General features: G+C 33.0%; 23 protein-coding genes and 1 tRNA gene. 13 read left to right on the top strand and 11 right to left on the bottom strand.

Translation table 11 applies throughout. From position 1 onward, the window contains the following. Position 1: 1 nt before the first annotated feature. Both LPB03_RS03125 and LPB03_RS03120 read left to right on the top strand, forming a co-directional pair. Positions 2-916 carry a bifunctional metallophosphatase/5'-nucleotidase gene (locus tag LPB03_RS03125; protein ID WP_065319322.1) on the top strand — a complete coding sequence of 305 codons (915 nt, stop codon included), beginning with the start codon at positions 2-4 and terminating at the stop codon, positions 914-916. Between the two features lie 196 nt (positions 917-1,112). After that, positions 1,113-1,736: a MarC family protein gene (locus LPB03_RS03120; RefSeq protein WP_065319323.1), complete on the top strand. Its 624-nt coding sequence runs from the start codon at positions 1,113-1,115 to the stop codon at positions 1,734-1,736. Between the two features lie 269 nt (positions 1,737-2,005). Here the strand turns inward: LPB03_RS03120 and LPB03_RS03115 are convergent, their stop codons facing one another. The 7 genes from LPB03_RS03115 to LPB03_RS03085 all read right to left on the bottom strand — a co-directional run bounded on the left by LPB03_RS03115 (position 2,006) and on the right by LPB03_RS03085 (position 9,051). Next, positions 2,006-3,493, bottom strand: coding sequence for an ArnT family glycosyltransferase (locus LPB03_RS03115; protein ID WP_065319324.1), 1,488 nt, complete (start codon positions 3,491-3,493; stop codon positions 2,006-2,008). A gap of 70 nt (positions 3,494-3,563) precedes the next feature. Next, a complete protein-coding gene (locus LPB03_RS03110; RefSeq protein ID WP_065319325.1) occupies positions 3,564-4,391 on the bottom strand; it encodes a hypothetical protein in 828 nt (275 codons plus the stop codon). Between the two features lie 172 nt (positions 4,392-4,563). After that, positions 4,564-5,025, bottom strand: coding sequence for a hypothetical protein (locus LPB03_RS03105; RefSeq protein WP_065319326.1), 462 nt, complete (start codon positions 5,023-5,025; stop codon positions 4,564-4,566). Positions 5,026-5,347: 322 nt separating this feature from the next. Beyond that, positions 5,348-6,508: an iron-containing alcohol dehydrogenase gene (locus tag LPB03_RS03100; RefSeq protein ID WP_065319327.1), complete on the bottom strand. Its 1,161-nt coding sequence runs from the start codon at positions 6,506-6,508 to the stop codon at positions 5,348-5,350. 39 nt (positions 6,509-6,547) lie between these two features. Further along, positions 6,548-7,180: a nitroreductase family protein gene (locus LPB03_RS03095; protein ID WP_065319328.1), complete on the bottom strand. Its 633-nt coding sequence runs from the start codon at positions 7,178-7,180 to the stop codon at positions 6,548-6,550. Positions 7,181-7,316: 136 nt separating this feature from the next. Beyond that, positions 7,317-7,895, bottom strand: coding sequence for a TetR/AcrR family transcriptional regulator (locus LPB03_RS03090; protein ID WP_065319329.1), 579 nt, complete (start codon positions 7,893-7,895; stop codon positions 7,317-7,319). Between the two features lie 262 nt (positions 7,896-8,157). Beyond that, entirely contained in the window at positions 8,158-9,051 is an 894-nt protein-coding gene (locus LPB03_RS03085; RefSeq protein ID WP_065319330.1) for an AraC family transcriptional regulator, read from the bottom strand. A gap of 388 nt (positions 9,052-9,439) precedes the next feature. On the opposite strand from LPB03_RS03085, the gene LPB03_RS03080 reads away from it, so the two are divergent. Both LPB03_RS03080 and LPB03_RS03075 read left to right on the top strand, forming a co-directional pair. Beyond that, a complete protein-coding gene (locus tag LPB03_RS03080) occupies positions 9,440-10,447 on the top strand; it encodes a zinc-binding alcohol dehydrogenase family protein (RefSeq protein WP_065319331.1) in 1,008 nt (335 codons plus the stop codon). 617 nt (positions 10,448-11,064) lie between these two features. Continuing rightward, a tRNA-Tyr gene (locus LPB03_RS03075) sits at positions 11,065-11,146 on the top strand. 373 nt (positions 11,147-11,519) lie between these two features. On the opposite strand, the gene LPB03_RS03065 is transcribed toward LPB03_RS03075, so the two are convergent. The 3 genes from LPB03_RS03065 to LPB03_RS03055 all read right to left on the bottom strand — a co-directional run bounded on the left by LPB03_RS03065 (position 11,520) and on the right by LPB03_RS03055 (position 14,923). Then, positions 11,520-12,245 (bottom strand): hypothetical protein, encoded by a 726-nt coding sequence (locus LPB03_RS03065; RefSeq protein ID WP_065319333.1) that lies wholly within the window; start codon positions 12,243-12,245, stop codon positions 11,520-11,522. A 139-nt stretch (positions 12,246-12,384) separates the two neighbouring features. Beyond that, the gene (locus LPB03_RS03060; RefSeq protein WP_065319334.1) at positions 12,385-13,809 is read right to left on the bottom strand and encodes an amidohydrolase family protein; all 1,425 of its coding nucleotides are present in this window, start codon (positions 13,807-13,809) and stop codon (positions 12,385-12,387) included. A gap of 133 nt (positions 13,810-13,942) precedes the next feature. Next, entirely contained in the window at positions 13,943-14,923 is a 981-nt protein-coding gene (locus LPB03_RS03055) for an alpha/beta hydrolase family protein (RefSeq protein ID WP_231953129.1), read from the bottom strand. Between the two features lie 322 nt (positions 14,924-15,245). Between LPB03_RS03055 and LPB03_RS03050 the strand changes: the two genes are divergently transcribed. From LPB03_RS03050 to LPB03_RS03030, 5 genes are all read left to right on the top strand, one after another. Then, the gene (locus LPB03_RS03050; RefSeq protein ID WP_065319335.1) at positions 15,246-15,809 is read left to right on the top strand and encodes a TetR/AcrR family transcriptional regulator; all 564 of its coding nucleotides are present in this window, start codon (positions 15,246-15,248) and stop codon (positions 15,807-15,809) included. A gap of 69 nt (positions 15,810-15,878) precedes the next feature. Next, positions 15,879-16,430, top strand: a complete 552-nt coding sequence (locus LPB03_RS03045) for a carboxymuconolactone decarboxylase family protein (protein WP_065319336.1) — start codon at positions 15,879-15,881, stop codon at positions 16,428-16,430. A gap of 106 nt (positions 16,431-16,536) precedes the next feature. Next, the gene (locus LPB03_RS03040; RefSeq protein ID WP_065319337.1) at positions 16,537-16,851 is read left to right on the top strand and encodes an EthD family reductase; all 315 of its coding nucleotides are present in this window, start codon (positions 16,537-16,539) and stop codon (positions 16,849-16,851) included. A gap of 2 nt (positions 16,852-16,853) precedes the next feature. After that, positions 16,854-17,498 (top strand): DsbA family oxidoreductase, encoded by a 645-nt coding sequence (locus tag LPB03_RS03035; protein WP_065319338.1) that lies wholly within the window; start codon positions 16,854-16,856, stop codon positions 17,496-17,498. Between the two features lie 190 nt (positions 17,499-17,688). Next, on the top strand, positions 17,689-18,693 hold the full coding sequence (locus tag LPB03_RS03030) for an LLM class flavin-dependent oxidoreductase (protein WP_065319339.1): 1,005 nt from the start codon (positions 17,689-17,691) through the stop codon (positions 18,691-18,693). 100 nt (positions 18,694-18,793) lie between these two features. Here LPB03_RS03030 and LPB03_RS03025 read toward each other — a convergent pair whose 3' ends face one another. Continuing rightward, entirely contained in the window at positions 18,794-19,663 is an 870-nt protein-coding gene (locus tag LPB03_RS03025) for a diacylglycerol/lipid kinase family protein (protein WP_065319340.1), read from the bottom strand. A 56-nt stretch (positions 19,664-19,719) separates the two neighbouring features. Between LPB03_RS03025 and LPB03_RS03020 the strand changes: the two genes are divergently transcribed. The 4 genes from LPB03_RS03020 (at position 19,720) to LPB03_RS03005 (ending at position 24,802) form a co-directional block, all read left to right on the top strand. After that, positions 19,720-20,688 carry an App1 family protein phosphatidate phosphatase gene (locus LPB03_RS03020; RefSeq protein WP_065319341.1) on the top strand — a complete coding sequence of 323 codons (969 nt, stop codon included), beginning with the start codon at positions 19,720-19,722 and terminating at the stop codon, positions 20,686-20,688. A 423-nt stretch (positions 20,689-21,111) separates the two neighbouring features. After that, positions 21,112-21,960 (top strand): SDR family oxidoreductase, encoded by an 849-nt coding sequence (locus LPB03_RS03015; RefSeq protein ID WP_065319342.1) that lies wholly within the window; start codon positions 21,112-21,114, stop codon positions 21,958-21,960. Between the two features lie 152 nt (positions 21,961-22,112). After that, positions 22,113-24,242 (top strand): catalase, encoded by a 2,130-nt coding sequence (locus tag LPB03_RS03010; RefSeq protein ID WP_065319343.1) that lies wholly within the window; start codon positions 22,113-22,115, stop codon positions 24,240-24,242. 134 nt (positions 24,243-24,376) lie between these two features. Next, entirely contained in the window at positions 24,377-24,802 is a 426-nt protein-coding gene (locus LPB03_RS03005) for a hypothetical protein (protein ID WP_065319344.1), read from the top strand. The last annotated feature ends 1,906 nt before the right edge of the window (positions 24,803-26,708 follow it).

The raw sequence follows: 26,708 nt of genomic DNA, 5'->3' as shown, positions 1-26,708 counted from the left end.
GATGAAAAGAAGAAATTTTATAAAACAACTTGGAGGCGCATCTGCATTAGCAATGATTGGTGGATTGACATTACCTTCTTTTACGGAGCAACAAAAACGTCATATTACAATTCTACACACCAATGATACACACAGTCAAATAGAACCTTTTAAGCCAAACCACAACAGAAACCCAAATAAAGGAGGTGTTGCAAGAAGAGCTACATTAATTGAGCAAATTCGCAGCGAAAATAAAAACACCTTGTTATTAGATGCTGGTGATATTTTTCAAGGAACTCCTTATTTTAATTATTTTGGTGGCGAACTGGAGTTTAAACTCATGAGCATGTTAAAATATGATGTTGCCACGATTGGAAATCATGATTTTGACAACTCCATTGAAGGTTTATACAAACAATTACCAAATGCAAAATTCGATTTTGTTTCTGCCAATTACGATTTTAAAAACACGGTTTTAGACACGCATGTAAAACCCTATAAAATTATGGTAAAAGACGGAATTAAAATCGGCATATTTGGTTTGGGGATTGAACTAGAAGGTTTGGTTAGTAAAAAAATGTACAAAGAAACAGCGTATTTAGATCCGATAGAAGTTACTCAAGAGATAACCAATCAACTAAAAAATGAAGAAAACTGCGATTTAATTATCTGTTTATCGCATTTAGGCTATAATTATAAAAGAGATGCTAAGAAAATATCCGATTTAAATTTGGCGAAAAACACGAAAAACATCGATTTAATTATTGGAGGTCATACCCATACATTCTTACCAAAACCAACTTTAGTTAAAAATTTAGATGATAAAAATGTTTTAGTGAATCAAGTTGGTGCTTATGGAATTAATTTAGGTAGAATTGATTTTTATTTTGATGAACTAAAAAATAAATCGAGTAAAGGAACTACTATTTTAGTGTAATGTTTGAGTAATTTTATACAGTATTTACACTTTTTTTTGGTTGATGTAAATTCGCTAAAGGTTTAATAATCCTCTCGTTAAAGGTGTTTTTATAAGAAATATTAATATCTTTATAATTGCGCAAAAAAAAGCAAATAAAAAGGCTCAGAAGATTAGATAATTACGTTCTTTTGCAGCTTCAAAATTTTTAAAGAAAATGGATAACTTAATAACATTCGCAATTACTGTGTTTACTGGTTTTTTTGCGATTACCAACCCAATTTCTAACATGACAGTTTTTGTGTCTTTGACACAAGGAATGGACAAAAAAGTGAAAAGAGATATTAATAAAAGATCAAATATTATTGCTTTTATTATTGTGACTGTTTTTGTCTTGTTAGGAAAATATATTTTCGAACTTTTTAATATTAGCATTCCTGCCTTTAAAATTACAGGTGGAATCTTGATATTCTTTATCGGTTTCGAAATGCTACAGTCAAAACAATCGAACGTAAAAAGTTTAGATAGTGTAAATACAGAAGAAGATATTGCTGTTTCTCCAATGGCGATTCCTATTTTAGCTGGGCCAGGAACTATTGTAACTGCGATGAATTTTGTATCTAATGTAGAAACAATTCAGATTTTTTTAGTGATTGGAATTTTTGGTTTTATGAGTATTCTTACTTATTTAACGTTTAGAGCAAGCGATTATATAGTGAAACTTGTTGGGAATAACGTTATTTCTGTAATTGGTAAAATAATGGGTTTAATTATTGCCATTATTGGAACAGGAATGGTAATTACAGGAATTAAAATTTCTTTTGATTTAATCACAGCTTAATTTTTAAGAGATTCAGTTTTTTTATTTTTTATATGAAAATTGTTTATCAGAAATGTAATAAAAAGCGTTTTTGATGAACGACAATCAGGAGCAAAGTACCCTTTAAATTTATAACAATTTTAAAGTTGTAATTTTTCTTGTTAGCAAAATATTTTTTAAGAGTGTTTTTCAGGGAAAGTAGATAAGTGCTAATGAAAATAATCTAGCCTATAATTCTCTCTATCAAAAGGAATTGCTTTAAAAACCACGAATTATTAAGTTGATATAGTTTAATCAAAGATATGGTCTTCATAATCTTTCCACCATTTCTCAATATCAACTTTTGGTTTTCTACAAATGTAAAGAGGAATCCCATTTTCTTCTCCAATGGCATATTTGTGAGTAATAATTTTAACTAATTCCACCTCTTCAAAGACAGATTCTACAGATTCTTTTTCATTTCCTAAACTAATCCAAACGTCTGCATTTTTATTTCCAAAACCCCAAGTCCAAAAACTTCCATGTCTGCTTATTGGATTTGGTAGCTTGTATTTTTTACCGATTATTTTAAGAGCTCCAGCCTCACCATAATTCTCTGCCCATAACACACAGTTGTTTTTTTCTTGTACACTTAAAGATTGATAAACGCTATCTACCAATTGTACTTGAGTTTCCCAACCAAACATATCTGCATAATCACCTTTCAATTCAAATCGTCCATTTTCGGATTCTAGTTGGGCATATGTAACATATTTTTCGATAGGTAGTATTGGTGTTAATTCTGGAATAAAAAATACAGAAGGTGCTAATGTTATCAAAGCAATTACATACACCCAAACTGGTTTTTTAAGAAATAATGCCTCAATTTTAACGGCTCCACTTGCAAACAGAACAGGATATATAGCAAATACATAATAGGCTTTGGAATTAAGAAACCACATTGTACCAAAAATTACAATTGTAGCAACCCCAATTGCTTTGTATTTTTTTAAGTTTTTATCCACCAATAATGCCACTAAACCAACAAGGCTTATAAGTAGCGTAAAAGGATATTCTAATTGTTCAAGACCAAAATCCATGGGGTGTATGTCATCAAGTTGATGGTCTTTTAACGCTTGTAAATGTTTTAAAATTGGGAAGTCGTTTTGTGCTTGCCAAAAAATATTAGGCAATAAAATAAGAAATGTGAACAATGCAGCAATGTAAAGCCATTTGTTTTTAAACAGATTCCCTTTTTGATAAAAAAACAACCCAATAAACACACCAAATGCCCAAACTATAATCGTATATTTATTCATCAACCCTAAACCTAAAGTGATTCCAAAAAGAATCAGGAACTTTTTATGTTGCGAATTCATAAATTTGATGATAAAGTAAAAACCAAGTGTCCAGAAAAGCTGGTCGAAGGCAACAGGCTGAAATAATGTATGATTTCTATAAAATGGAAGAAATGCTAAAATGCAAATTCCTGCTAAAAAAATCGCTTTTGCTTTACCACCGAGTTCTTTCGCAATTAAACAACATACAATTAAAATACCAACTCCAGCAAGCGTTGGGAAAAGGCGAACTCCTAATAAAGAGTAATCGAAAAGCCAATAAGATATTTTCCCTACGAAAGCTATAAAAGGAGGGAACTCCATGTATCCCCAACTTAAATGTTCACTTACAGATAAATGAAGTAACTCATCTCTATGGAACCCGTAATTTCGATTTCCTAACCATTGAATAATTAGTTTTACAAGAGACAACGTCAAAATTATAGATACATATTTCTTCATTGGTTTTCAGATTTTAAGTAACGAACTAAGTGTAATGATATATTTTTTAAGGTTGATATAAAAAACGTTTTTAAAGATTATAGTACTCTTTTAAAACAATATTCTTGTTTTTAGTAAGTCTTTTCAACTCTTTTAAAATATAATATCGATGCATAAATCCACACAAGACAACAATTCTTTTGCCTTTATTTTTTTCTGAAATTGTCATGATATTTTTAGCCATGGTTTGGTTTCTTAGATCCCAAAAATTAGCCCAAAGTTGGTAGCCATCTCTATAACTTATCTTTTCTCCATTTGGTTTTGTAATAAATTTATGAGCAAATTCTTCTCGTGAATTAGTAATTTTTGGAATCATTTTGTATTGGTAAAATTGACGATGTTCACATAAGCTATCTCCTATAGTATTATTCCACTCTTTAGGGTCTTGGGCTGCAATGTCAATTAAAGGATCTAAAGCATCTTGATACGCTTTAAAAATTTCGGCTTCTGAGCTGGTTAATAAATCAGCTTTGTATAAACTGTCTACAAATCTTAATGTTAATCCATCTGTAGGTCGCATTCCATGATCAATTCTATATTGATTTCTACCTTCAAACTCAAAAGGTCTTAATTTAGTTTTCGGATATTTCAATCGATATTTTTCAGCAGCTATAAGTTCATTTTCTCTTACTTCTTTCAATCTAAAGTCAGATGTGAATTTAATGGAATCCAATTCAAGCAAAATAAGATCTGGCTTTACGTTTTCTAAGATATTGAAAAGTATTTCTGGATTAAAATTAGGAACAGGTTTATGTTGAGTTCCAATCACAATAATTTCAGTTTCAGTTGCTGTTTGCTCCTTTGTTTTACAAGAATAAAATAGAATGCATAGGATAAATACGACTATGTTTGTTTTCATTTAGGTGTAAGAGTTGGTAGGTGATTTATATTTGGTTTATTGATGTTTAAATAATCAGAATTGTTAATTTGACACTCATTAAAATTAAACTGTTACAATATAGACGTTTACATCGTTAAAAAAGTTGCCTATATTTTTTTTAATTTGATTAAGGTGATATGAACTTAAAAATTTATGTTATTTCTAGATCAAGTTGTCTACCTTCTTCAAATGCTTTTTTGTCCATTTGAGTACCTACAGCTAATCCAATCACCATTCCTATAGGCAAACCTATTCCTAAAAAGCCCATGTTTCCAAGGGCTGCACCAAAAACAACACCCAAAGGAATTCCAAATGCAGCCATACCAATTGCCAACCAAGTATTTCTATAATAATTTTTGGGTACCAGTTTAAGCTCTTTTTCAATTTTAAGTAGCATACTTGATTGCGATTTTCTAAGTTCTTTTTTTATTTCTTTTTCTGAATTAGAAATTGCGTTTATGTGATCAATTTTAGTGTTGATAAAAATGACAATTTCATCAGGAAGTCCTTGTGTTTCCAATGCTAATAAAAGATTGTTGATTTGTGTATACGCACTCATCAGTTTTTTATGTTGCTGAATGTTAGATTTTTGGTTGAGTTCTTTAATTTCCATGGATGTATCTTATAGTAAGCCTTGTGGTTTATAAGCCTATAAATATATTTCTTTTTGTTTAAAAAAAGCAAAGAGTAGCGCATAAAGAAAGATAAATAAGTATATATTTTTTGTAAAATCTGTGCTGAACTTGATTCAATATTCATCAATGGAGAAGAATAAAGAGAGAATTGCAAAGAGTAAAGAACAAGGAAAATAGGACAAAAATAAAGAGCAAAGAGTAAAGAAAATAGAACTAAGAATTTAGAAGAAAATAACAAACAAAAAAAAAGGTTGCCTTTTTAAGACAACCTTTTTAAAATATGCACTAATAATTGAAAATCTAATAAGCCATTTTAACAATTTCTTCAACCTTATCTGGTGACAAAGATTGATGTTCTCCTAAACCTAACCATCCACGATCTGTAAAACGTTTTGCTATTTTTTCAGCAGTTCCTTCATAATCTTTTGTATAATCAGATAATTTAGTATCAATCCCTATTTCATGGAAAAATGCTACTGTTTTCTTAATAGCTGCTTTTGATTTTTCCTCAAGAGTACCTTCTGTAATATTCCAAACACGTTCACCATATTGTGCTAATTTTTCTTTCTTAGCGTCAAAATTAAACTCATAATGACTAGGTGCAATAATTGCTAAAGTACGAGCATGATCTATACCAAATAAAGCTGTTAATTCATGACCCATTGCATGAACTGCCCAATCTGTTGGAACTCCTTTTTGGATTAATCCGTTTAAAGCCATGGTACAACTCCACATAAAATTAGAAGCAGCTTTATAATCTGTTGGATCTTTTAAAATTTTCGGAGCTACTTCAATAATGGTTTGTAAAATACTTTCTGCAAAACGATCTTGTAACAATGCTTCTACAGGATAGGTCATATATTGTTCTAAAACATGCGTAAAAGCATCCATTAATCCGTTTGCTAATTGGCGTTGTGGAATAGAGCTAATAACTTGTGGATCTAGTATCGAAAACACAGGAAACAAGCCTGGACCACCCATTGCTAGCTTTTCTTTAGTTTCTTTTCTTGTAATAACTGCGCCAGAATTCATTTCGGAACCTGTAGCTGGTAATGTTAATACAGTTCCAAAAGGCATTCCTTTTTCTGTTCTAATATTTTTGGTTAAAATATCCCAAGGAGTTTCACCTTCATATAAAGCTGCAGCAGATAAAAATTTAGTTCCGTCAATTACAGAACCACCACCAACAGCTAATAAGTAGGTTATTTTTTCGTCTTTAATTACCTTTAAAGCATCCATTAATAAAGCATATTCTGGGTTTGCAGGAATTCCCCCAAACTCAATAAAATCTACATTTGCTAAAGCAGTTGTTACTTGGTCGTAAATGCCATTTTTCTTGATACTCCCACCTCCATATAACAATAATACTTTGGCATTTGTAGGAATTTCATTGGCTATATTTTTAATGGTATCCTTTCCAAATATTATTTTAGTAGGATTTTTAAATTCAAAATTGTTCATCTTCTTTTCTTTTTAATTATTGTTCTTAAAATCTTTGTACTATTCAATAACGGTTACTAACTCTTCCATAGGTTTTCTAACTTTTACCAAGTTGGCTAGCCAGTCTTTATCTTCTTGTCTATAGCCTATTGGCAACAAAACAGCACTTCGTAAACCTTTTTCACGCAATCCTAAAATGGTATCTACAGCTGTAGCATCAAACCCCTCTATAGGAGTTGCATCTACACCTTCGTATGCAGCTGCAGTAATTGCATTTGCAAAAGCAATATAGGCTTGCTTTGCAGCATGGTTAAAGTTTTCTTCTGCATCTTTTTGAGGATAGGCATTTAATAACGTTTGACGGTAATTTTCCCAACCTTCGTTTTTAAAACCACGAATTTCATTGGTTAAATCGAACATGTGATTAATCCTCTCTGCTGTATAGGTATCCCAAGCAGCAAAAACGAGTAGGTGAGAACAGTCTGTAATTACAGATTGATTCCAAGCCACTGGTTTTATTTCTTCTTTAATTGCTTGATTTTTAATTACGATAATTTCAAAAGGTTGTAATCCACTTGATGTTGGTGCTAAACGTGCAGCTTCTAAAATTCTATCAATTTTATCTTCAGCTACTTTTTCTCCATTCATGGCTTTTGCAGCATATCTCCAGTTTAATTTGTCTAATAATTCCATATGTTTTATTGTATATTTTGTGATTTTTTGTGTGTACTATTATTTGAGCTAATGTTAATTATTTATTATTGCTTTAATCGTTGTTAAATTGGCTTTGGATAACAAGTGTTTGTACTATTTTTTTGAATTCCGTATATTAAATTTTTATACTATCCCAAGCAGCTTTATATGCTTGATCTATATGTGTTTTATTTAAAACAAAGGATCCACGATTTTGTGTCATCATTAAAAATGATAACGGATTAATGGCATAAGCATATAAAAGATACTCGGATATTGGTTTTATAATGCCCTCTTTTTTACCACGTGTCCAAAGATCAAGTAAAGGCTGTAAATGTTTTATTCCTTCTTGTCTGCTGGTTTCATCAATAATGGGTGTGTTGTCACATTGTGCTAAAAACATAGCATTTTCGCATTCATGCAACTTAAAGTTGGCGATTCGTTTCCAAATTAATTCAAAACCTGCTTCAACCGACATTGTTTCTTTATAAGTTTCAAATGCATATTCTGTATAAACTGCTTTTACCTCTATATAGGTTTGATTGAGTAAATCTTGCTTATTCTCAAAATATAAATAAATAGTTGCTGGAGAAACATTGGCCATTTTTGCAATTTTACTCATTGGGGTTGCATGAAAACCATTGTTGTTTACCAATTCAATTGTTGCTTTTACCAAAGCCTTTTTTTTATCGATACTTTTTTGAAGCTGTGCCATATATTCTAAATTCTGATACAAAGATACTGTGAAAATGAATGTTCATTCTTTTTATTAACAAACATTTATAAATGCATAAATAAACAAAATTGATAGTTGCTTATACAGTTAAGAAACCTCTGTAAAATAGAAAAATATTCATATAGCAAGCAGCTATGTTTTCAAAGAGCATCCGTAGAAAAAATACTGTTTTTAGAAATATATATGTTTTCTATCTGTTTTTGATATAAGAAAACTGTAATGTTTATATTTAAAGAATCGTTTAAACGTTTAAAGTGGGTGTGCAAGAAGCACGTTTTAACAGCATATATTCGCCATTATTTTTAAACTCACGAAGAGACGTTCCTGCATAGCGTTTAAAGGTTTTCGATAAATGACTCACATCTGTAAATCCTAACTCGTCTGCAATTTGTGTCAGTGTAAAGTCGGAGTTTAGCAAACGAATTTCAACAAGTTTTAGTTTTGCTTTGATAATATACTCTCTTAAAGACAGGTGGACTTGTTTTTTAAAAAATTCACTCACATAGGTAGGAGACATCATAAAAACCTCTGCTAAATTTTCAACCTTAAGCAAGGCAGTTTTATCTATATTTTCATTGATATAAGTGAGCATTTTTGTGATTCTATCATCTGAATTATTAGGAATTTCAAAATAAGTACTTTTTTTAATATTTCTAATAAGTACTTCTAAAACGCCTGTCATTAAACTAGTAATTAAATTGATAGAAGAGGCTCCATAATTTCTTGATTCTTGTAAAATCATTTCAATTAAACTAGACACATGATTTCTATCGATGTCGCTATTAATAATATCACCAGGTAATTGGTTGTAGTTTGAAAGAATATAGGAAGCTTCTTTAAACCATTCATTTCTATCAATAGTAATTGTATTCTTATGTTTAAAAAATGAATCATTAAATTTTAAAAAAACAAATTTTGAAGGTTGCTCAATAGTAAATGAATGACATTTTAAAGGAGGTAGTAAAAAGATACTTCCTTTGCTATAAGGCAATTCATTATAGTTAATACATTGGGTACCTGAACCACTTTTTACCAATACCAGCTCGAAAAAATTGTTTTTTACAGGGCGTTGTTTCCAGGTTACTAATTCGATTTCTTGTATTTCAAAAGGTTTGTAAGCTTCAATGATGTTCATTTTGACTCATTTTTATGTCAAAATTAAGTAAATTATCTGTATTTAAAAGAATAACTTGCCTATAAACCTTTATTTATACCTGTATTCCCTTTTTATATACATTAAATTTATAATGTTGTCTATGTACTTTTGTCCTATGATTTGAATCAAATCAATTAAAACATACAAATTCAGATATTCCAAATGGAGGATACCTAATGGAAGGGATTGATGTAAAAGCGTTAAATAAAGAATTTGGCTTAATAGAAAAGGGAATACAGCTTTAATGGCTGTTTCTTTAGGATATAAAAAGACATCTAATTTTAATTCTATTGATAACATCAAAATCTAGATTACCCGAAAACGAATTTTTTACAATACTATAAATCATTTAAAAAACAAGGCAAACATGAAAGCAGTAGGATATAAACAGAATTTACCTATAAACAATGTAAATTCTTTACAAGACATAGAAATAGAAAAACCAAAAGCGACAGGCAGAGATATATTAGTGGAAGTAAAAGCCATTTCAGTGAATCCTGTTGATTATAAAATTAGAGCAAACAGACCAGCTCCCAATGAAAATTGGAGCGTAATTGGTTGGGATGCTACAGGAATTGTTACACAAGTAGGGGAAGATGTTACCCTTTTTAAAGTAGGTGACGAAGTATGGTATGCAGGCGATCTTACACGTCAAGGAAGTAATGCCGAATATCAGGTGGTAGATGAACGTATTGTAGGTAAAAAACCTTCAAGTTTATCGTTTGTGGAAGCTGCAGCTTTACCATTAACTTCATTAACAGCGTACGAAATGTTGTTTCACAGATTACAAGTTTCTAAAGACGATGCCAACAAATCCATTTTAGTTATTGGTGCTGCTGGTGGAGTAGGTTCTATTTTAGTGCAATTAGCTAAAAAACTAACAAAACTGAATATTATTGCTACGGCTTCTCGTGAAGAAACTACTTCTTGGTTACAAGAATTAGGTTCGGATACAGTTGTTAATCACAGACATAAATTGAGTGAAGAGTTTGAAAAGTACAATCTTCCTGCACCAGAATATGTAGTAAGTTTAAATGCTACAGAACAGCACGTAGATGAAATTGTAAAGTTGATAAAACCACAAGGTAAATTCGGATTTATTGATGATCCTAAGGTAATGAATGTGATGCCATTTAAAGGGAAATCAGTGTCAACACATATCGAGTTAATGTTTACACGTTCTATGTTTCAAACGGAAGATATGATAGAACAACACAACATTTTAAATGAAGTGTCAGCATTGATAGACAAGGGCATTATAAGAACTACAGTAGGTGAAAATTTCGGAACTATTACTGCAGAAAACCTTAGGAAAGCTCACGCTTTTTTAGAAACAGGAAAAGCAAAAGGGAAAATCGTTTTAGAAGGCTTCTAAAAATAATACTAAAATCAAATGGCACTGTATTGTTTTTATTGAAAGAGCATGGTAATAATTATGTCTCGACAACTTTTACTGTTCAAATAGTTTTCAATCAAAAAATAGCTAATTTCATAGCTGCATTTTCAAACTAGAGATCCATCATATAAAAATTCAATATATATGATGGATTTTTTTGTTCTAAAGAAACCTATGATAAAGTTCCTATTAAAGAATTAGGAGAAATGTTGCTTTCTTAGACAGATCTTGTAGAGCGTGTTACCAATAAAGAGTACGTAAAGAGTGAACCTACCACCAACAAATGGCCACGTCTGAAATTGTTTCTTATCTCGCAACAGAGACTTGCAATGAGAAGTTTTCGATTTATTTTTTAAGCACAAATCAATCTGTTTAAAAAAATTTACCACTTTTTTTAGGACATTTCTAAAAACTTTGTATATTCGCAAACCTTTAGTAAAAAAGGGTTGTTTTTTACAACAAAAAACGATGGATTTTAATTAACTAAAGCAGTTAGTTTGTAATCAGTAAGTTGTAATTTTAAGAACTACTCTTAGCTAAAAAACAATAAAAAATTGTTGATACAATTTTTAAGTTCATTATAATAATATCTAAAAGGGGAGATACTCAAGCGGCCAACGAGGACGGACTGTAACTCCGTTGACTACGTCTTCGCAGGTTCGAATCCTGCTCTCCCCACAATGAACCTTTTTTGATTGAACCCTACCACAAATTGTATAGCTATTTCATTTTATAGAGTAAACATACGCGAATCGATCATTGCTAGGAGACAGGACGTGGCAAATCCACATAAGAGTAAAAACACGAGAGTAAGTCCCAAAAGATCAGAAGGTAACAGCCACCAGATTGCCACAACTGAGATTGCTTCATATATCGCAACAGGAGCTGGCAATGACGAGTGTTCAGGTAGTCAATTTAAAAGAACAGCTAAATCGCTTAATAAAGTTTTGGCAAACATTAGCAGCCTAGCACAAATGGATTGTAAAATTAGCAATGCTTTTTATCATTTGCCAGTAAAAGCATTATATAGCATTCCATTTTATACAATTCTTTAATTTTTGCGCTCTTTAAAATAATCGTAAACATTATCTAAATCCCAATGATTTCCTGCGATTAATTCGTTCATAAAGAATTCATCATCTGGACTATCAAATGTAGAAAACCGAATTTTCTTTTTATGTTCCACCTCTAAACCTTGTAAAGAATCTATATTTTCTGGAATTCCAATAACATTCTTAGCTGTATTGGGCATGGTAACATTTTCTAAATAATTTTCAACAAAATAATCATAGGAAGAAAACGTAATAAAATCGGTGATGTCCTTACAATAAAACCAAACAAAAGCGCCAATATGTATATGAAGCCATGTATTAAAATCGAACACATTCATTTCACTGAAGGGTTTTTCTAATAGGTTGCTTTTACACATTTGTTTTAATGAACTTTTATGTTGCTGTGTATAATTATGATAGATAAAATGCCCCTTTGGATCGTGGTTAAAAACAATATACGTTAGGATTTCTTTATCTGTAAAACCTAAATACCCAGGAGAATCTAATCCGTTGAAATTAAATATTGGAGCTTCTAAAATATAATGATACATCGCTTTTAAAGCATCCTTTACAATTAATAAGGGCGCGTTCAATCCATCTCCAATAATAAGGGTTCTACTCGTAACTTTAAAAGGCAATTTTGCACTATTGGCTCTTACAATTTTATAAATAGGTCGGTTGCCTATAATTCCAATAAATTCTTTTTCAATATGGTTTTGTATCAATGTGTATGTGCAACTTTAGGGGGATTAATTTATTCGTTTTTTATATGTATAATAATCACTTCTTTCTGTAAACTTATAACGATATTCATTTTTATTTATTATTTGAATAACTAGTTTACAGGGTGTTTAAAATATTCTTTTAATAAGCTCCTACTTTTCCTTTTACAGCTTCAAATATTTTTTTAGAATCAAAACCAACGCCGTTTTTAAAAACAATTTCCATGTTTCTAATGCTTCTAATATCTTTTGATAAGTCGCCATTCATCAGTATTAAATCGGCATTTTTTCCAACGGTTATTGTTCCTGTTGTATCGGCTATTTCTAAATAGTTGGCACCATTTAAGGTGGCTAATTTTATAGATTCTTCTATGCTAAAACCAGTTTCAATCAATAATTCAATCAATCGTTGGTTTGCATAGCCAGCAATTGTTTTTCCACTTCCAGTAGGATCTGTTCCCACTACAATATTCCCACCCATAGCATGAAACTTTAATACGCGTCTCATTTCCTTTTGAAAGCTTAACAAACTCAAAGAATCTCTTTTGGTGTGTATGGAATGATCATAGATTGCTTGCTGCTGTTCTAAGAGATAGGGGGCTAGTGCCACATGACCTCCGCCAATAATAACTTCTCTGTTGGTATAGGGTTCAAATACAGTAGGTGTATAGGTTAAGGTTACATTTTTATCGATTAGAAGCTGCATTAAAGCCAATAACTTTGGATCATCATCAGCCAACTCATTTAAGGAACGTTCGCCTCTTACACAGTCGTTTTCTTGTTTATCCGCTACAAAATCGGTGGCTGCCATAAAGGTATGTTCTAGATTATCGATGCCTAAATTGGCTGCTTCTTCATAAGTGATAGAACATAAATGCCCAGTTACCTTGATGTTTCTAGCATGCGAAACTTCAATTATCTTTTTTAAATCTTCTTTGGTAATGTTGTTATAGACTTTTACAGAGGTAATGCCTTTGTCAAACCAATAGTGCAACCAATTTTCGATATTTTCATCACCATAAAGCGATTGTAATTGAGGAATAAATCCCAATCGTTCTACATGAGGTGTAGACACGTCCATGGCTGGCCCCACCATTTTTCCTTGGTTGATGAGGTTCTTGATATTTAAATCTGCTGAGGCTTCAAAACTTCCGGCAGTTCGCATGGTGGTTACACCTCCTGCCAAATACATTTGCGGAAATGTATTGGTCATATGCACGCCTTTGTAGTTGCCATTATGGGGTTTTGCATAAAATAGGTGTTCATGCAACATCACAAATCCAGGAATCACTGTTTTTCCTGTTCCATCAATCAAAGTGGTATTTTCAGGAAATTCAATAGTTCCTGTTTTGCCAATAGCAGCAATTTTATGGTTGTTAATTAAAATATCTTGTTGGTATTTTACTGCGTTACCAGTTCCATCAATTAGGGTTACATTGGTAAGAGCAACTACAGTATCTTGGATAGCAATATAGGGAGTTACTTGTCTAGAGAAGGCTTGTCCATAGCTGGTGGTATGAACAATTAAAAGGAGGATTATTCCTATAGTTGTTTTTATGTGTTTCATTTGTTAGTTTTTAATGATGGCAAATGATGTGGTATTTAAAGCATGTAATTTAGCAATTAAAAATCACATAGAACATCTGTTGGTTTTGCTACCTATAAAAAAATGTAGCTGTTAATTTGTAGGGAATACTTCATCAATTTAAGTTGTTTAAAGCATTCTTAGAAGTTACAGTTTGTTGTTTGATCCAATTTAGCGAAATATTTATAGGTTCTTCTTGATACGTGTGGTGCCCTAAAGAAGGAAATAAAACATATTCAAAAGGTTTATTTTCTAATTTTAGGGTGTTGATTTGCTCGATACACATTTTTACAGGAATTTGAATGTCCTTTTCTCCAAATAGCCATAAACCAGGAATCGAAAGCGTTTTTAAAACCTCTTTTGGATCCATAGGTTCAAATTGATATCTATCAGGGTCGTCTTTAATATGCTCACGTGCGTCTTTTTCTGTAGTATGTTCCCAAAAATCTGTTCTTCCATTGGTATAAAATTGAAATCTTAATTGTTCGAGCGTAGTAATGGTTGGGGCACTGAACAACACCATAAATTGGACGAATGGATTCTTGTTTGCAACGATTGGAATGATCCACCCAGCCTGACTTGCGCCAAGAAGACCAATAGGGACGTCTTTGTTTTTTGTATGAATTAATTGAACAGCAGCACTGGCATCTTTTGCTAATAGATGTAGATTTTCACGACTAATATTATTAGTCCCAACTTCTGGTCCTGCATAAACACCTCCAGATTCTCCAACACCTCGTTTATCATACGTAAAAACTAACACATTATTTTTTACTAATAAGGTAGCTAACTTCTTCATTCGAGGCACTGAATCTGAACCGTGAACAAGCACAACCGCTGCATGAGGGTTTACAGGACTATACAAAGTACCTGCTAATTGAATTCCCTCACTAGTAAATACTACATTTTCTTTATTTATAGCCTCTTTTACTTGAGTAGCAGGAATCTTTGTCTGTTTATTGGTTGGTTGACAAGCAATTATAGTGAGGACTATCACTAACTTAAAAAGTAGATTTCTTAAATTCATTTTCTTTGTTGATGGATTGTTAGTGCATTTTTGTTGCCTGGTTTTATAAGGTGATATGGCTCTAGGCATAAATTTCTTTTTGTTAAAAATGCTGGTGATGATTATCTGTATAAAACTATTAAATAAGCTGTACCGAACACAAGAATTTATAATATATAAAAATAACGTATAAAAACTTTAAATTATAAGGTTGACTAAAATTTAAAGTTGTTAACATGTAGTATATAAGTGTTAGCCACTGATTTCATTCGGATAGCATCAATTTTTAAGGAAAGTTTTTTTTGAACCTCTTTCTTAAATTATCAACCAAATCATTAAAAAAACGTTAATACGAGTTAAATAGTTGGTTATTACTAACTGATTGTTTAGTTTTGTGCCGTAGTTAAAACTTATGGCAAGAAAAAAACAATATAACGAAGATGAAGTAGTCGAAAAAGCAATGCGCCTTTTTTGGAAGAATGGCTATGAAACAACTTCTATGCAAATGCTCGAAAAAGAAATGGGCATTAACAAGTTTTCTATCTACGCTAGTTTTGGAAATAAACACGGTCTTTTTTTGGAAAGCATTAAGTGTTATAAAGAAATAACGAAAAGCTTGTTTGATGATTTAAGGAAAAACAAAAATGGTATTGATGGTATCAAACAGTTTTTTTATGATTCTGTTGCTATCAATCAACAAGAAGGGAACCATAAAGGGTGTTTGGTAACGAACACTTACAATGAGTTTGCTGAAAATGATGATCTGATTATCAAAGAACAAATGACGGTATTTATGGATACTTTAAAAGAGATATTCATTGAGAAATTAAGCATGGACGCCTCTAAAGACGCAGCAACAATTGTAAAGCAAGCCAATTATTTGGTTTTAGCAAAACATGGATTAGCAGCGGCTTCTCGAGTAAACACTCAAAAAGAAATAGAAGATTATATAGAAATGATCTTTAAAAACCTATAAACATTTTTTTTCACAAAAACTAAACAATCGTTTAGTAATATTAAACATTCATAGTATAAAATTAAAAATATGACAACTTTAAAAATTCACAATTTAGAAACAGCACCAGAAGCAAGTAAAACGTTATTAGAAAAATCATTAAAATCGAATGGAATGATTCCTAGTTTGCATGGTGTTTTAGCAGGTTCTCCGCAATTATTTGAAGCCTACCAAACGTTGCATAAACTATTTACAGAATCATCTTTTAACAAGGAAGAATTAACAGTGGTATGGCAAACCATTAACGTAGAACATGCCTGTCATTATTGTGTCCCTGCACATACTGGTATTGCAAAAATGATGAAAGTAGATGATAGCATTACTGATGCGTTGCGTAACGAAACACCTTTAGCGGATGCAAAGTTAGAGGCATTAAGAACCTTGACCTTAACGATTACTAGAAATCGTGGACAAGTTTCACAAGAAGAGTTGGAGGCTTTTTATGCAGCTGGTTATGGCGAACAACAAGTTTTAGATATTATTTTAGGATTGTCGCAAAAAGTAATCAGTAATTACACCAATCGTATTGCAAATACGCCTGTAGATGCTCCCTTCAAAAAGTTTGCTTGGGAAAAAAAATAGTCGCTTTATAGTAGCTAAAATACAAGCATAGTTTAAAAAATTACACCTTCCGTTTATTTGGGAGGTGTGGTTTTAAATAAAATGAATCTATTAAAAATAAAAACACATGATTAAAGTATCCGTTTTATATCCCAACAGTAAAGATATTCAGTTTGATGCTGAATATTATAAAAATACGCATTTACCCATGATTACAAAATTAGTAGGGAGTGCTTTAAAAGGATTAGAATTAGATTTAGGCATCGGAAGTCGAGTTCCTGGAGAACCTGCACCTTACGTAGCCATTGCTCATTTAAAATTTGAGAGTGTTGTCGTTTTTCAAGAGTCTTTTGGACCTCATGCAGCCGTTTTTGCAGCCGATGTTAAAAATTACACCAATGTACAAGGTGTACTTCAAATAAGTGAATTAATACCCTTTTAAAGATGACAAAAATATTAAAAATAGATATCGTATCCGATGTTGTATGTCCTTGGTGTACCATTGGCTACAAACGTTTGGAAAAAGCAATTACAGAACTTGGGGTAGAAGACCAAGTAGACATTACATGGCAACCTTTTGAACTGAATCCCAACATGCCAGCTGAAGGACAGAATGTAAACGAGCATATTACCGAAAAATATGGATCAACCACAGCCCAACAAAATGAATCGAAAAAAATGATGACTGAAGCTGGTGCTGAACTCGGTTTTAAGTTTGATTATTTTGATGGAATGCGCATGGTCAACACATTTGATGCCCATGTTTTATTAGAATATGCCAAAGATTACGGAAAGCAAACCGAACTAAAGATGACCCTGACAAAAGCCTTTTTCAGCGATCGTAAAGATGTTTCTACAAAAGAAGTTTTAAAAGAGGCTCTTTTAAGTGTTGGTTTGGATGCAGACAAAGCATTGGCAAAATTAGACGATGAGGCAGCTCGTTCAGCAGTTAGAGACCAACAAAACTATTGGAAAAATATGGGAGTAAACTCTGTACCTACCATTGTTTTTAACCGTAAAAGTGCTGTTACAGGTGCACAACCTGTTGCTACTTTTAAGCAAGTATTAACAGAATTACTGGCTGAATAAAAGTACTTTTACTCTCACAAAAAATTGGATGCAATGCCACATACAATGATAAGAATCCTGTGTGGTGTATAAAGCTATGCAGGAATCGATTTGATAAAACAGTGTGCAATGATACTGAGTAGTGTCTTTGTTAGAGCATTAAAAAATAAGTGCTATATAATTTTACGTATAGCAATTAAAAGTAAACGTTATGAACCATAGAAACACTTTATATTCCATCTTAGATCTTGCCTTAGTATCAGAAGGGCAGTCTTTACAACATACCTTTACCAATACCTTAGCCTTGGCGCAAAGTGCCGAAAAATCAGGATATACCCGATATTGGTTGGCAGAACATCATAACTCAGAAAATATTGGGAGTAGCGCTACTTCTATTTTAATAGGCTATGTAGCGCAAGGAACCCAATCCGTTCGTGTAGGTTCTGGAGGCATCATGCTGCCCAACCATTCACCCTTAATTATTGCAGAGCAGTTTGGTACCTTAGCCTCTCTCTATCCCAATAGAATCGATTTAGGCTTGGGAAGAGCTCCAGGAACGGATCGTGAAACTGCAGAAGCTATTAGAGCCGATTTTATGCAAGCTTCTCAAATGTTTCCAAAGGAATTAGAAAGCATTCAAACCTATTTTTCTGCGGATAATAAAAACGCTAAAGTTCGTGCTACTGTAGCAGAAGGTGTGGAGGTGCCTATTTATGTGTTAGGTTCTAGTACAGACAGTGCACATTTAGCTGCCAAAAAAGGATTGCCTTATGCCTTTGCGAGTCATTTTGCTACGACCCATTTATGGAATGCTTTGGATATTTATCGCAGCACTTTTCAACCGTCAGCAACGTTAAAAGAACCTTATGTCATTACAGGAATCAACGTGATTATTGCAGAGACTGATGCAGCAGCACAACGTTTGTCAACTTCCTTAATTCAACTGATTTATGGGTTGTTTACAGGAAAACGACAAGCAGTACAGCCACCTACAGACATGACTCCTTATTTTGAGCAGATTCTACAACATCCACAGGTGCAACAAATGCTAAAGTATTCGTTTATAGGGAGCAAAGCCACTGTAAAAGCTCAGGTACAAGAATTTATGGAGCAAACCCAAGCAGACGAATTGATTGTTGTTACCAATATTTACGATATCGACGATAGAATTCGTTCTTATGAATTATTTGCAGAAATCATGCAGGAGTTGACTTAAATAAACACTATAAAAATAGTGTTTTAAATTCGCTGAATTTTCTTATTGTAAAATGCATGTTGCCATTAGTGAGGGGCATAGATACCACTAAGTGTAAATGTTATTGCACAGCCACTCGTAAACTTTTAGGATTTATCTGCGCAGAGAAATCTTTAAATTCCCCAATATATTCGCCATCTACTTGAAGCGGGACAGGTTTTTTACAACCAATCGACACAGAGGTTGTACTATAAGTAGCTACAGATGTTTTTTGCACCGACCAATTTTTGAAAAAGGTTTTCAAAATTTCTCGGATACTTAATTTTTTATAAAGAATTACCTCAAATTTACCATCATTAATTTTGCCATCTGGATTAATACGAGCACCTGTGCCATATTTTTCTGCGTTAGCAAAAGCTAACAACACCCCTTTTTCCTTCATCACTTTATCATTTATCGAAATTTTAAAATCATAAGGAGCGCCAGATTTAAATAATGTAGGAATCACTTGAAGCGCATACCCCAACATGCCACTAGATGCTGTTTTCTCGTAATTGTAAATCAATTCAGCATTGATACCCATATCTGCAATATGCACACACAAAACATCATTTACTAAAATAGTATCCATATCCATAGCATCTTTTGTAAAGGCTATTTCCAATTGTTGATCGATGTCTTTAGGAATTGCTAAGGAGGTAGCCAAACCATTGGCAGAACCGTAAGGTAAAATACCTAATATTATAGGTGTATCTATTACCACAGAAGCGACCATTTTTAGAGTACCATCGCCTCCAGCAACTAGTATACGACTATATGTACTTGTGTTTAATAAGTGTTTAATCTTGCCTTCATCGTTATTTCCAGTGGTTTTATAGACCTTCAGCTGTGTCTCTAATTTTTGAGACCAGTGTTTTGTTTTAGACAATACAAGTTCTACATTAAGAGAACCTGCTGTTGGATTTAAGACTAAAAGAATATTTTTTTTCACTATAATTTTATATATTTAGTGATATAAATTTACAAATTTTTCAGTAATAATGTTATATGAAGATTGATATAAGTATCTATAGAGGATATATGAATGATAAAGAATTACTCATCTCTGGGCATGTGTTTAAATCATGGGCACCAAGCCAGTATAGTATCGAGAAAAGATATTTTAAGCACGCCTTTTCTATCTTAAAAATGTTTACTATAAAACCAATGGGCAATCAAGAAGTAACCTTACAATTTCAAGAGATCTCTGTTACCACAAAAACACTAAAAGATGGCTATTTTAATTTTAGAATTCCTTTTACGAGCACTTTAGAAGCGGGTTGGCATTCTTGCAATGTTATTTGTAAACATGGGGATTTTCATATGATTTCATCTGGCGAAATTTTAAAACCTTATCTTGGAAAATATGGTATTATTTCTGATATAGACGATACTTTTCTCATCTCTCACAGTGCTAATATTTTTAAAAAACTGTATGTAATGCTCACTCAAAATATAGATGGGCGTAAAGTTTTTGATGAGGTGCCTAAACACTATCAAGCATTAAGTAGAGCAGGACAAAAAAATAAACATTCTTTCAATTCCTTCTTTTATGTCTCTAGTAGCGAATGGAATCTATATCCTTTTATAGTGGCAATTGCAAATAAATATAAACTACCGAAAGCAGTTATTAAATTAAAGAAAATAAAAACAGGATTGGGTGATTTTCTATTTACAGGAGGTGGAAATCACGATCATAAGTTTGAGAAAATTAAAGCCATTATTTCATTCTATCCAGAGTTACACTATGTTTTGTTGGGAGATGATTCTCAAAAAGATCCCTATTTATATGAACGTATCTGTAAAATTTTCCCAGAAAATATCAAAGCTGTCTATATCAGGCAAACAGATAAAAAGCCCAAGACCAACGTAATTACAGTAGGCAATAATATAGCAAGTTTACAGGTAGATTTCTTATACTTTCAAAAAAGTGTAGATGCCATTGCACACTCCAAAAAAATAGGCATTATAGACTAAATAAAGGCAGTAATATGCAATATTTAGGTAAGTAAGCTGCCTTTAGGTTGCCATGTTTATGTTTAACCTTCAAACTTCAAACTTCACACTTCAAACTTCAAACTTCATACTTCATACTTCATACTTCAAACTTCAAACTTCATACTTCCTACATCTCAATCTTTTCTTAACATGAGCTTTTTCTTAATATAGCCTATGCTTTTTTTTAGATACTTTGCAGGTACACTTCTTAGAATCAATTAAATGAGCAAAAGAAATTATTTTTAGCGTTATTCTAAAAATTATTTTTCTCCTAATTTTATGTTTATAATTCTGAAATAGTGCTACAACAAGCAGCCTATTTAGAGGATAGTAAATCATAAAATGAATAAAAGTTTGGGGTACGTTTTGCAGCTCAACCTTTTTTAATACAAACACGTTACAATGACAAAACCAACTAATTTTCCAGCACAAAGCCAAACACTTCCAGGCAAACAAAGCAACATGAATCCTGAGCCAGAAATTATAAGAGAAGGCTATAAAGGCAGTGATAAGTTAAAAAATAAAGTAGCACTCATTACAGGAGGAGATAGTGGTATTGGCAGAAGCATTGCCGTTCATTTTGCGCGCGAAGGAGCAGATATTGCTATTGTATACCTTTCTGAGACTAACGATGCAGCAACAACAAAAAAATTAGTGGAACAAGAAGGTAAAAAATGTATCTGTTTAAAAGCAGATTTGCAGGATACTAAACAATGTGAAGAAGTGCTTCAAAAATGTATTGATACATATGGTAAATTAAACATCTTAGTAAATAATGCAGCGATTCAATTCCCAAAAGATTCAATTCAAGATATTACTATGGACGACTTTACGACCACCTACAAAACTAATATTTTTGCCTACTTTTATCTCACTAAACTTGCCTTAGCACATTTAGCAGAAGACGATTGTATTATCAATACAAGTTCTGTAACCGCATATAGAGGTAGTGAACATCTTGTTGATTATGCCAGTACAAAAGGTGCCATCGTAAGCTTTACAAGATCGCTATCTAAGCAACTTGCCAGCAAAAAAATAAGGGTTAATGGGGTTGCTCCTGGTCCTATATGGACACCCCTAATTCCAGCTTCTTTTGATGATGTTACAGCATTTGGTAAAGACACTCCATTAGGGAGGGCTGGCCAACCAAGTGAGGTGGCACCTGCATATGTGTTTTTAGCTTCTAAAGATGCAAGTTATATAACAGGACAATTTATTCATGTTAATGGAGGTGAGATTGTTGGTGCTTAGTGTTTTAGTGTTTTGTTAGGGATTCATTCTTACACAAGAGCATTTCATTTGAGTTAGCAAAACAATGTTTTGAGTTAATAAAACTGAATAAAAAATAGAAATTTGCTATCCTAATTTCAAACATTGTATCCACATTATAAACTCAACTAATTATGGCTAAGAAAAAATCTACTGCAACTCAAAAAACGGATGATTTAAAGCAATTTGAAAAAGATCCTACAAATCAAGTAATGACGACCAATCAAGGTCTTAAAATTAATGACACTAATAATTCTTTAAAATCTGGTGAAAGAGGTTCCACGTTATTAGAAGATTTTTTATTACGAGAAAAGATAACCCATTTCGATCATGAACGCATTCCAGAACGCATTGTACATGCCAGAGGAAGTGCAGCACATGGGTACTTTGAATTGTATGATAGCATCGAAAAATATAGCAAAGCAGGCATTTTTACAGATACCAAAAGAAAAACCCCTGTGTTTGCGCGTTTTTCTACAGTGGCTGGCTCAAAGGGATCACCCGATTTAGCTAGAGATGTACGTGGATTTGCTGTCAAATTTTATACCCAAGAAGGTACGTGGGATTTGGTGGGGAATAACATGCCTATCTTTTTTATTCAAGATGCCATGAAGTTTCCAGATTTAATTCATTCCGTAAAACCTGAACCGAATAATGAAATTCCACAAGCAGCTTCTGCACACGATACCTTTTACGATTTTGTTTCACGAAGCACAGAAACACTTCACAATCATATTTGGGCCATGAGCGATAGAGCCATTCCACGTAGTTTGCGAATGATGGAAGGTTTTGGAATTCATACATTTCGATTGATCAATGATAAAAACGAATCTCACTTTGTAAAATTCCATTGGAAACCAACTTTAGGGGTTCATTCTGTAACTTGGGATGAGGCTGTAAAAATAAATGGGGCTGATGCCGATTTTCATCGACGTGATTTATGGGAAGCGATTGAAGCAGGACAGTATCCTGAATGGGAATTGGGGATTCAAGTAGTGCCAGAGAAAGACGAACACAAGTTTGAGTTTGATTTGTTAGATCCTACCAAATTAATTCCAGAGGAGTTAGTACCTGTAGAAATTATAGGGAAAATGACGTTGAATAGAAACCCAGAAAATTTCTTTGCAGAAACAGAACAAGTGGCATTTTTACCTGGACATATTGTTCCTGGAATCGATTTTACCAATGATCCTTTATTGCAAGGTCGTTTATTTTCGTATCGAGACACCCAGTTATCGCGATTAGGGAGTCCTAATTTTCATCAAATTCCAATCAATCGTCCTATTGTAGAAACGCATAACAACCAACGAGATGGCCATATGCAAATGGAGATTCCAAAAGGACAAACTGCTTATTTCCCAAATTCATTAAGTGGAGGCTGTCCTCATTTAGCAAAAATGTCTGAGGGCGCTTTTCATTCGTATGAAGAGCGAATTGACGCCAGAAAAGTAAGAGGTAGAAGCGAAAGTTTTAACGATCATTATTCGCAACCTGCTTTGTTTTACAGAAGTTTGGCAGCTTGGGAAAAACAACATGTAGCTGATGCCTATACGTTCGAATTAGGAAAATGTACACAGAAACCAATCAAAGAGCGCATGTTGTATCAAATCAATCAAATTGATGGAGATTTGGCAAAACAAGTAGCAAAGGGATTAGGATTACAAGTACCAAAAAAGATTGAACAACCCGTAAACCAAGCCATAGGAGCTGATGATGATGGAAAGAATCAACCGCCAAAAAAGAAAAATTACTTAGAAAAAGATGACGCTTTAAGTCAAGATCATACCATTTTTAATAGCATTGCTACCAGACAGATTGCGGTTTTAGCAGCCGATGGTTTTTCTATGAGCGATTTCGAAAAGATGCAGAAAGCCTTAGAAAATAAAGGCGCTATGATTAAAATAATTGCACCACATGGAGGTACTATTACCTGTGATCAGGATATGGAACATGAGGTGGATGCTGCTATTGTAACCACAGAAAGCGTATTGTTTGATGCTATTTATGTACCTGGAGGAAAAAAATCCATTGATGCCTTGCTGGACGAACCGAAATATAAAAAGTTTTTAAATGAAGCTTTTAAACATTGTAAAGCCATTGCTGTGGATCATGAAGGAGAAGATTTACTAGACGAAACCTTTATCGCTAATCATAAGGACGACAAGGCCATTTTTATCAATGACAAACCAAAAGCCTTTATCGATGCCATTGCAAAACATCGTAATTGGGATCGTATGGAAGTCGCTGCAAAAGTACCTGCGTAACAAGAATGCTAAAGTTGTCATGGTTTTCAGCCATTTAGATTGCTCCATTACCAGTCGCAATCTACAAGGTTGTTGCATGACAACTTTAGTTTTTTATTTTTAGAAGAATAACCACCAATAATTAAGGAAAACTCATGATGAACTTTATCATATCTGGAATAGTTGCTGTCATTGCCATGACCTTATTTAGTGCTATTTATAACACTTTTACTAAAGATGAGTTTAGAGAACCCAATCTATTAACGCAAATCTTTAAAAAACTGTTTCAAAGAACTTTACATAAGCCTTTGTATGTGTATGGATGGATTGTGCACTTTTTGATAGGCTTTGTTTTTTTAGGGTTGTATGAAATTGCTTGGAGGTGGTTTGCTATTGAAAGATCCATAGATATTGCAGTGTTATTTGGACTCATTTCAGGATTCTTAGGAATTATTGGATGGTATTTTATGTTTAAAGCGGTACGTTATACATATCATTTTAACTATGCCCATTATTATTTTCATTTAGTACTTGCTCATATTGTGTTTAGTGTTGTTGCTGTTTTTGTGTATACGCAATAAGGGTTTGCCTATCTATTGTATAATTAATTGCTGCTTTCTAAAACTTAGAATAGCGTTCAAGAATTTATTAAATATAAAGAATACATCATAAAAATTTAAAACTCCCAAAGTTTTAATAATCTTCTGAAAAACAAGAATAACTACTTCATTAAACCCAACCCCAACCCGACATACTTTTAATTTTTGTAGCAATTCAAAAGATATGCAACGGCTAATGCTGTAAAAAAAGCTTTGTGTTGTAAGTACAAGTCATTGCGAGGAGGTACGACGCGGCAAACCCACGCAAGAGTAAGAACACAAGAGTAAGAACACAAGAGTAAGAACACAAGAGTAAGAACACAAGAGTAAGAACACAAGAGTAAGAACACAAGAGTAAACACATCCAGTAAAGAGTAAAGAACAAGCACAAAAAAAGCAGAACGTTTTAACCAACAGATTGCCACGGCTAAAAAAAGCCTCGCAATGACGAGTATTCAGATATTTTTGTAAGTACAAGTCATTGCGAGGAGGTACGACGCGGCAAACTCACGCAAGAGTAAGAACGCAAGAGTAAGCACACAACAGTAAGCACACAACAGTAAGCACACAACTGTAAACACACAAAGAGTAGAGGGTAACAGCCAACAGATTGCCACGGCTAAAAAAGCCTCGCAATGACGAGTATTTAGATAGTTTAGTTAGTACAAGTCATTGCGAGGAGCTACGACGCGGCAAACCCACGTATGAGTATGAACACAAGAGTAATAACACCCAGTAAAGAGTAAAGAACAAAGAACAAAGAGATTAGTAATTAACAGTTTACTTCATACCTCATAATAAAGATCAACTGTAATAATTTTAAGAAGCAAAAAACCAAGTTACAATCTCAACCCGACATACTTTTCATTTTCGTAGCAATTCAAAAGATATGAAACGGCTAAGTGTCCAAAGAGTGAAACGTAGTGTAACGGTCTGGACACGATAGTGGAATAGCTTGTAGAATTCAAGAAAATTAAAATAAGTCTAGATTTTTTTGTTTCTTTTTTCATCAATGGAAAAAAGAAAAGAATAAAGTAAAGAACAAAGAACAAGCACACAGAAAGCAGAACGTTTTAACCAACAGATTGCCACGGCTGAAAAAGCCTCGCAATGACGAGTATTCAGATAGTTTAGTTAGTACAAGTCATTGCGAGGAGGTACGACGCGGCAAACTCACACAAGAGTAAGAACACAAGAGTAAGAACACAAGAATGAGCACACCCAGTAAAGAGCAAAGAACAAAGAACAAAGAACAAAGAACACAAGAGTAAAGAGTAAAGAGATTAGTAATTAACAGTTTACTTCATACCTCATAATAAAGATCAACTGTAATAATTTTTAGAAGCAAAAAACCAAGTTACAATCTCCACCCGACATATTTTTAATTTTTGTAGTAATTCAAAAGGTATGAAACGGCAAGTGTCCAAAGAGTGAAACGTAGTGGAACGGTCTGGACACGATAGTGGAATAGCTTGTAGAATTCAAGAAAATTAAAATAAGTCTAGATTTTTTTGTTTCTTTTTTCATCAATGGAAAAAAGAAAAGAACAAAGAACAAAGAGCAAGCACACAGAAAGCAGAACGCTTTAACCAACAGATTGCCACGGCTGAAAAAGCCTCGCAATGACGAGTATTCAGAGTACAAGTCATTGCGAGGAGGTACGACGTGGCAAACCCACACAAGAGTAAGAACACAAGAATGAGCACACAACAGTATGGACACAAGAACAAAGAACAAAGAACAAAGAACAAAAAACAAAGAGATTAGTAATTAACAGTTTACTTCATACCTCATAATAAAGATCAACTTTAATGATTTTAAGAATCAAAAAACCAAGTTACAATCTCAACCCGACATACTTTTAATTTTCGTAGCAATTCAAAAGATT

The sequence above is a fragment of the Polaribacter vadi genome (assembly GCF_001761365.1).
Classification (GTDB): Bacteria; Bacteroidota; Bacteroidia; order Flavobacteriales; family Flavobacteriaceae; genus Polaribacter; species Polaribacter vadi.
The sequence above is the reverse complement of the archived record's forward strand: the minus strand, read 5'-3'. Positions and strand labels throughout refer to the sequence as shown.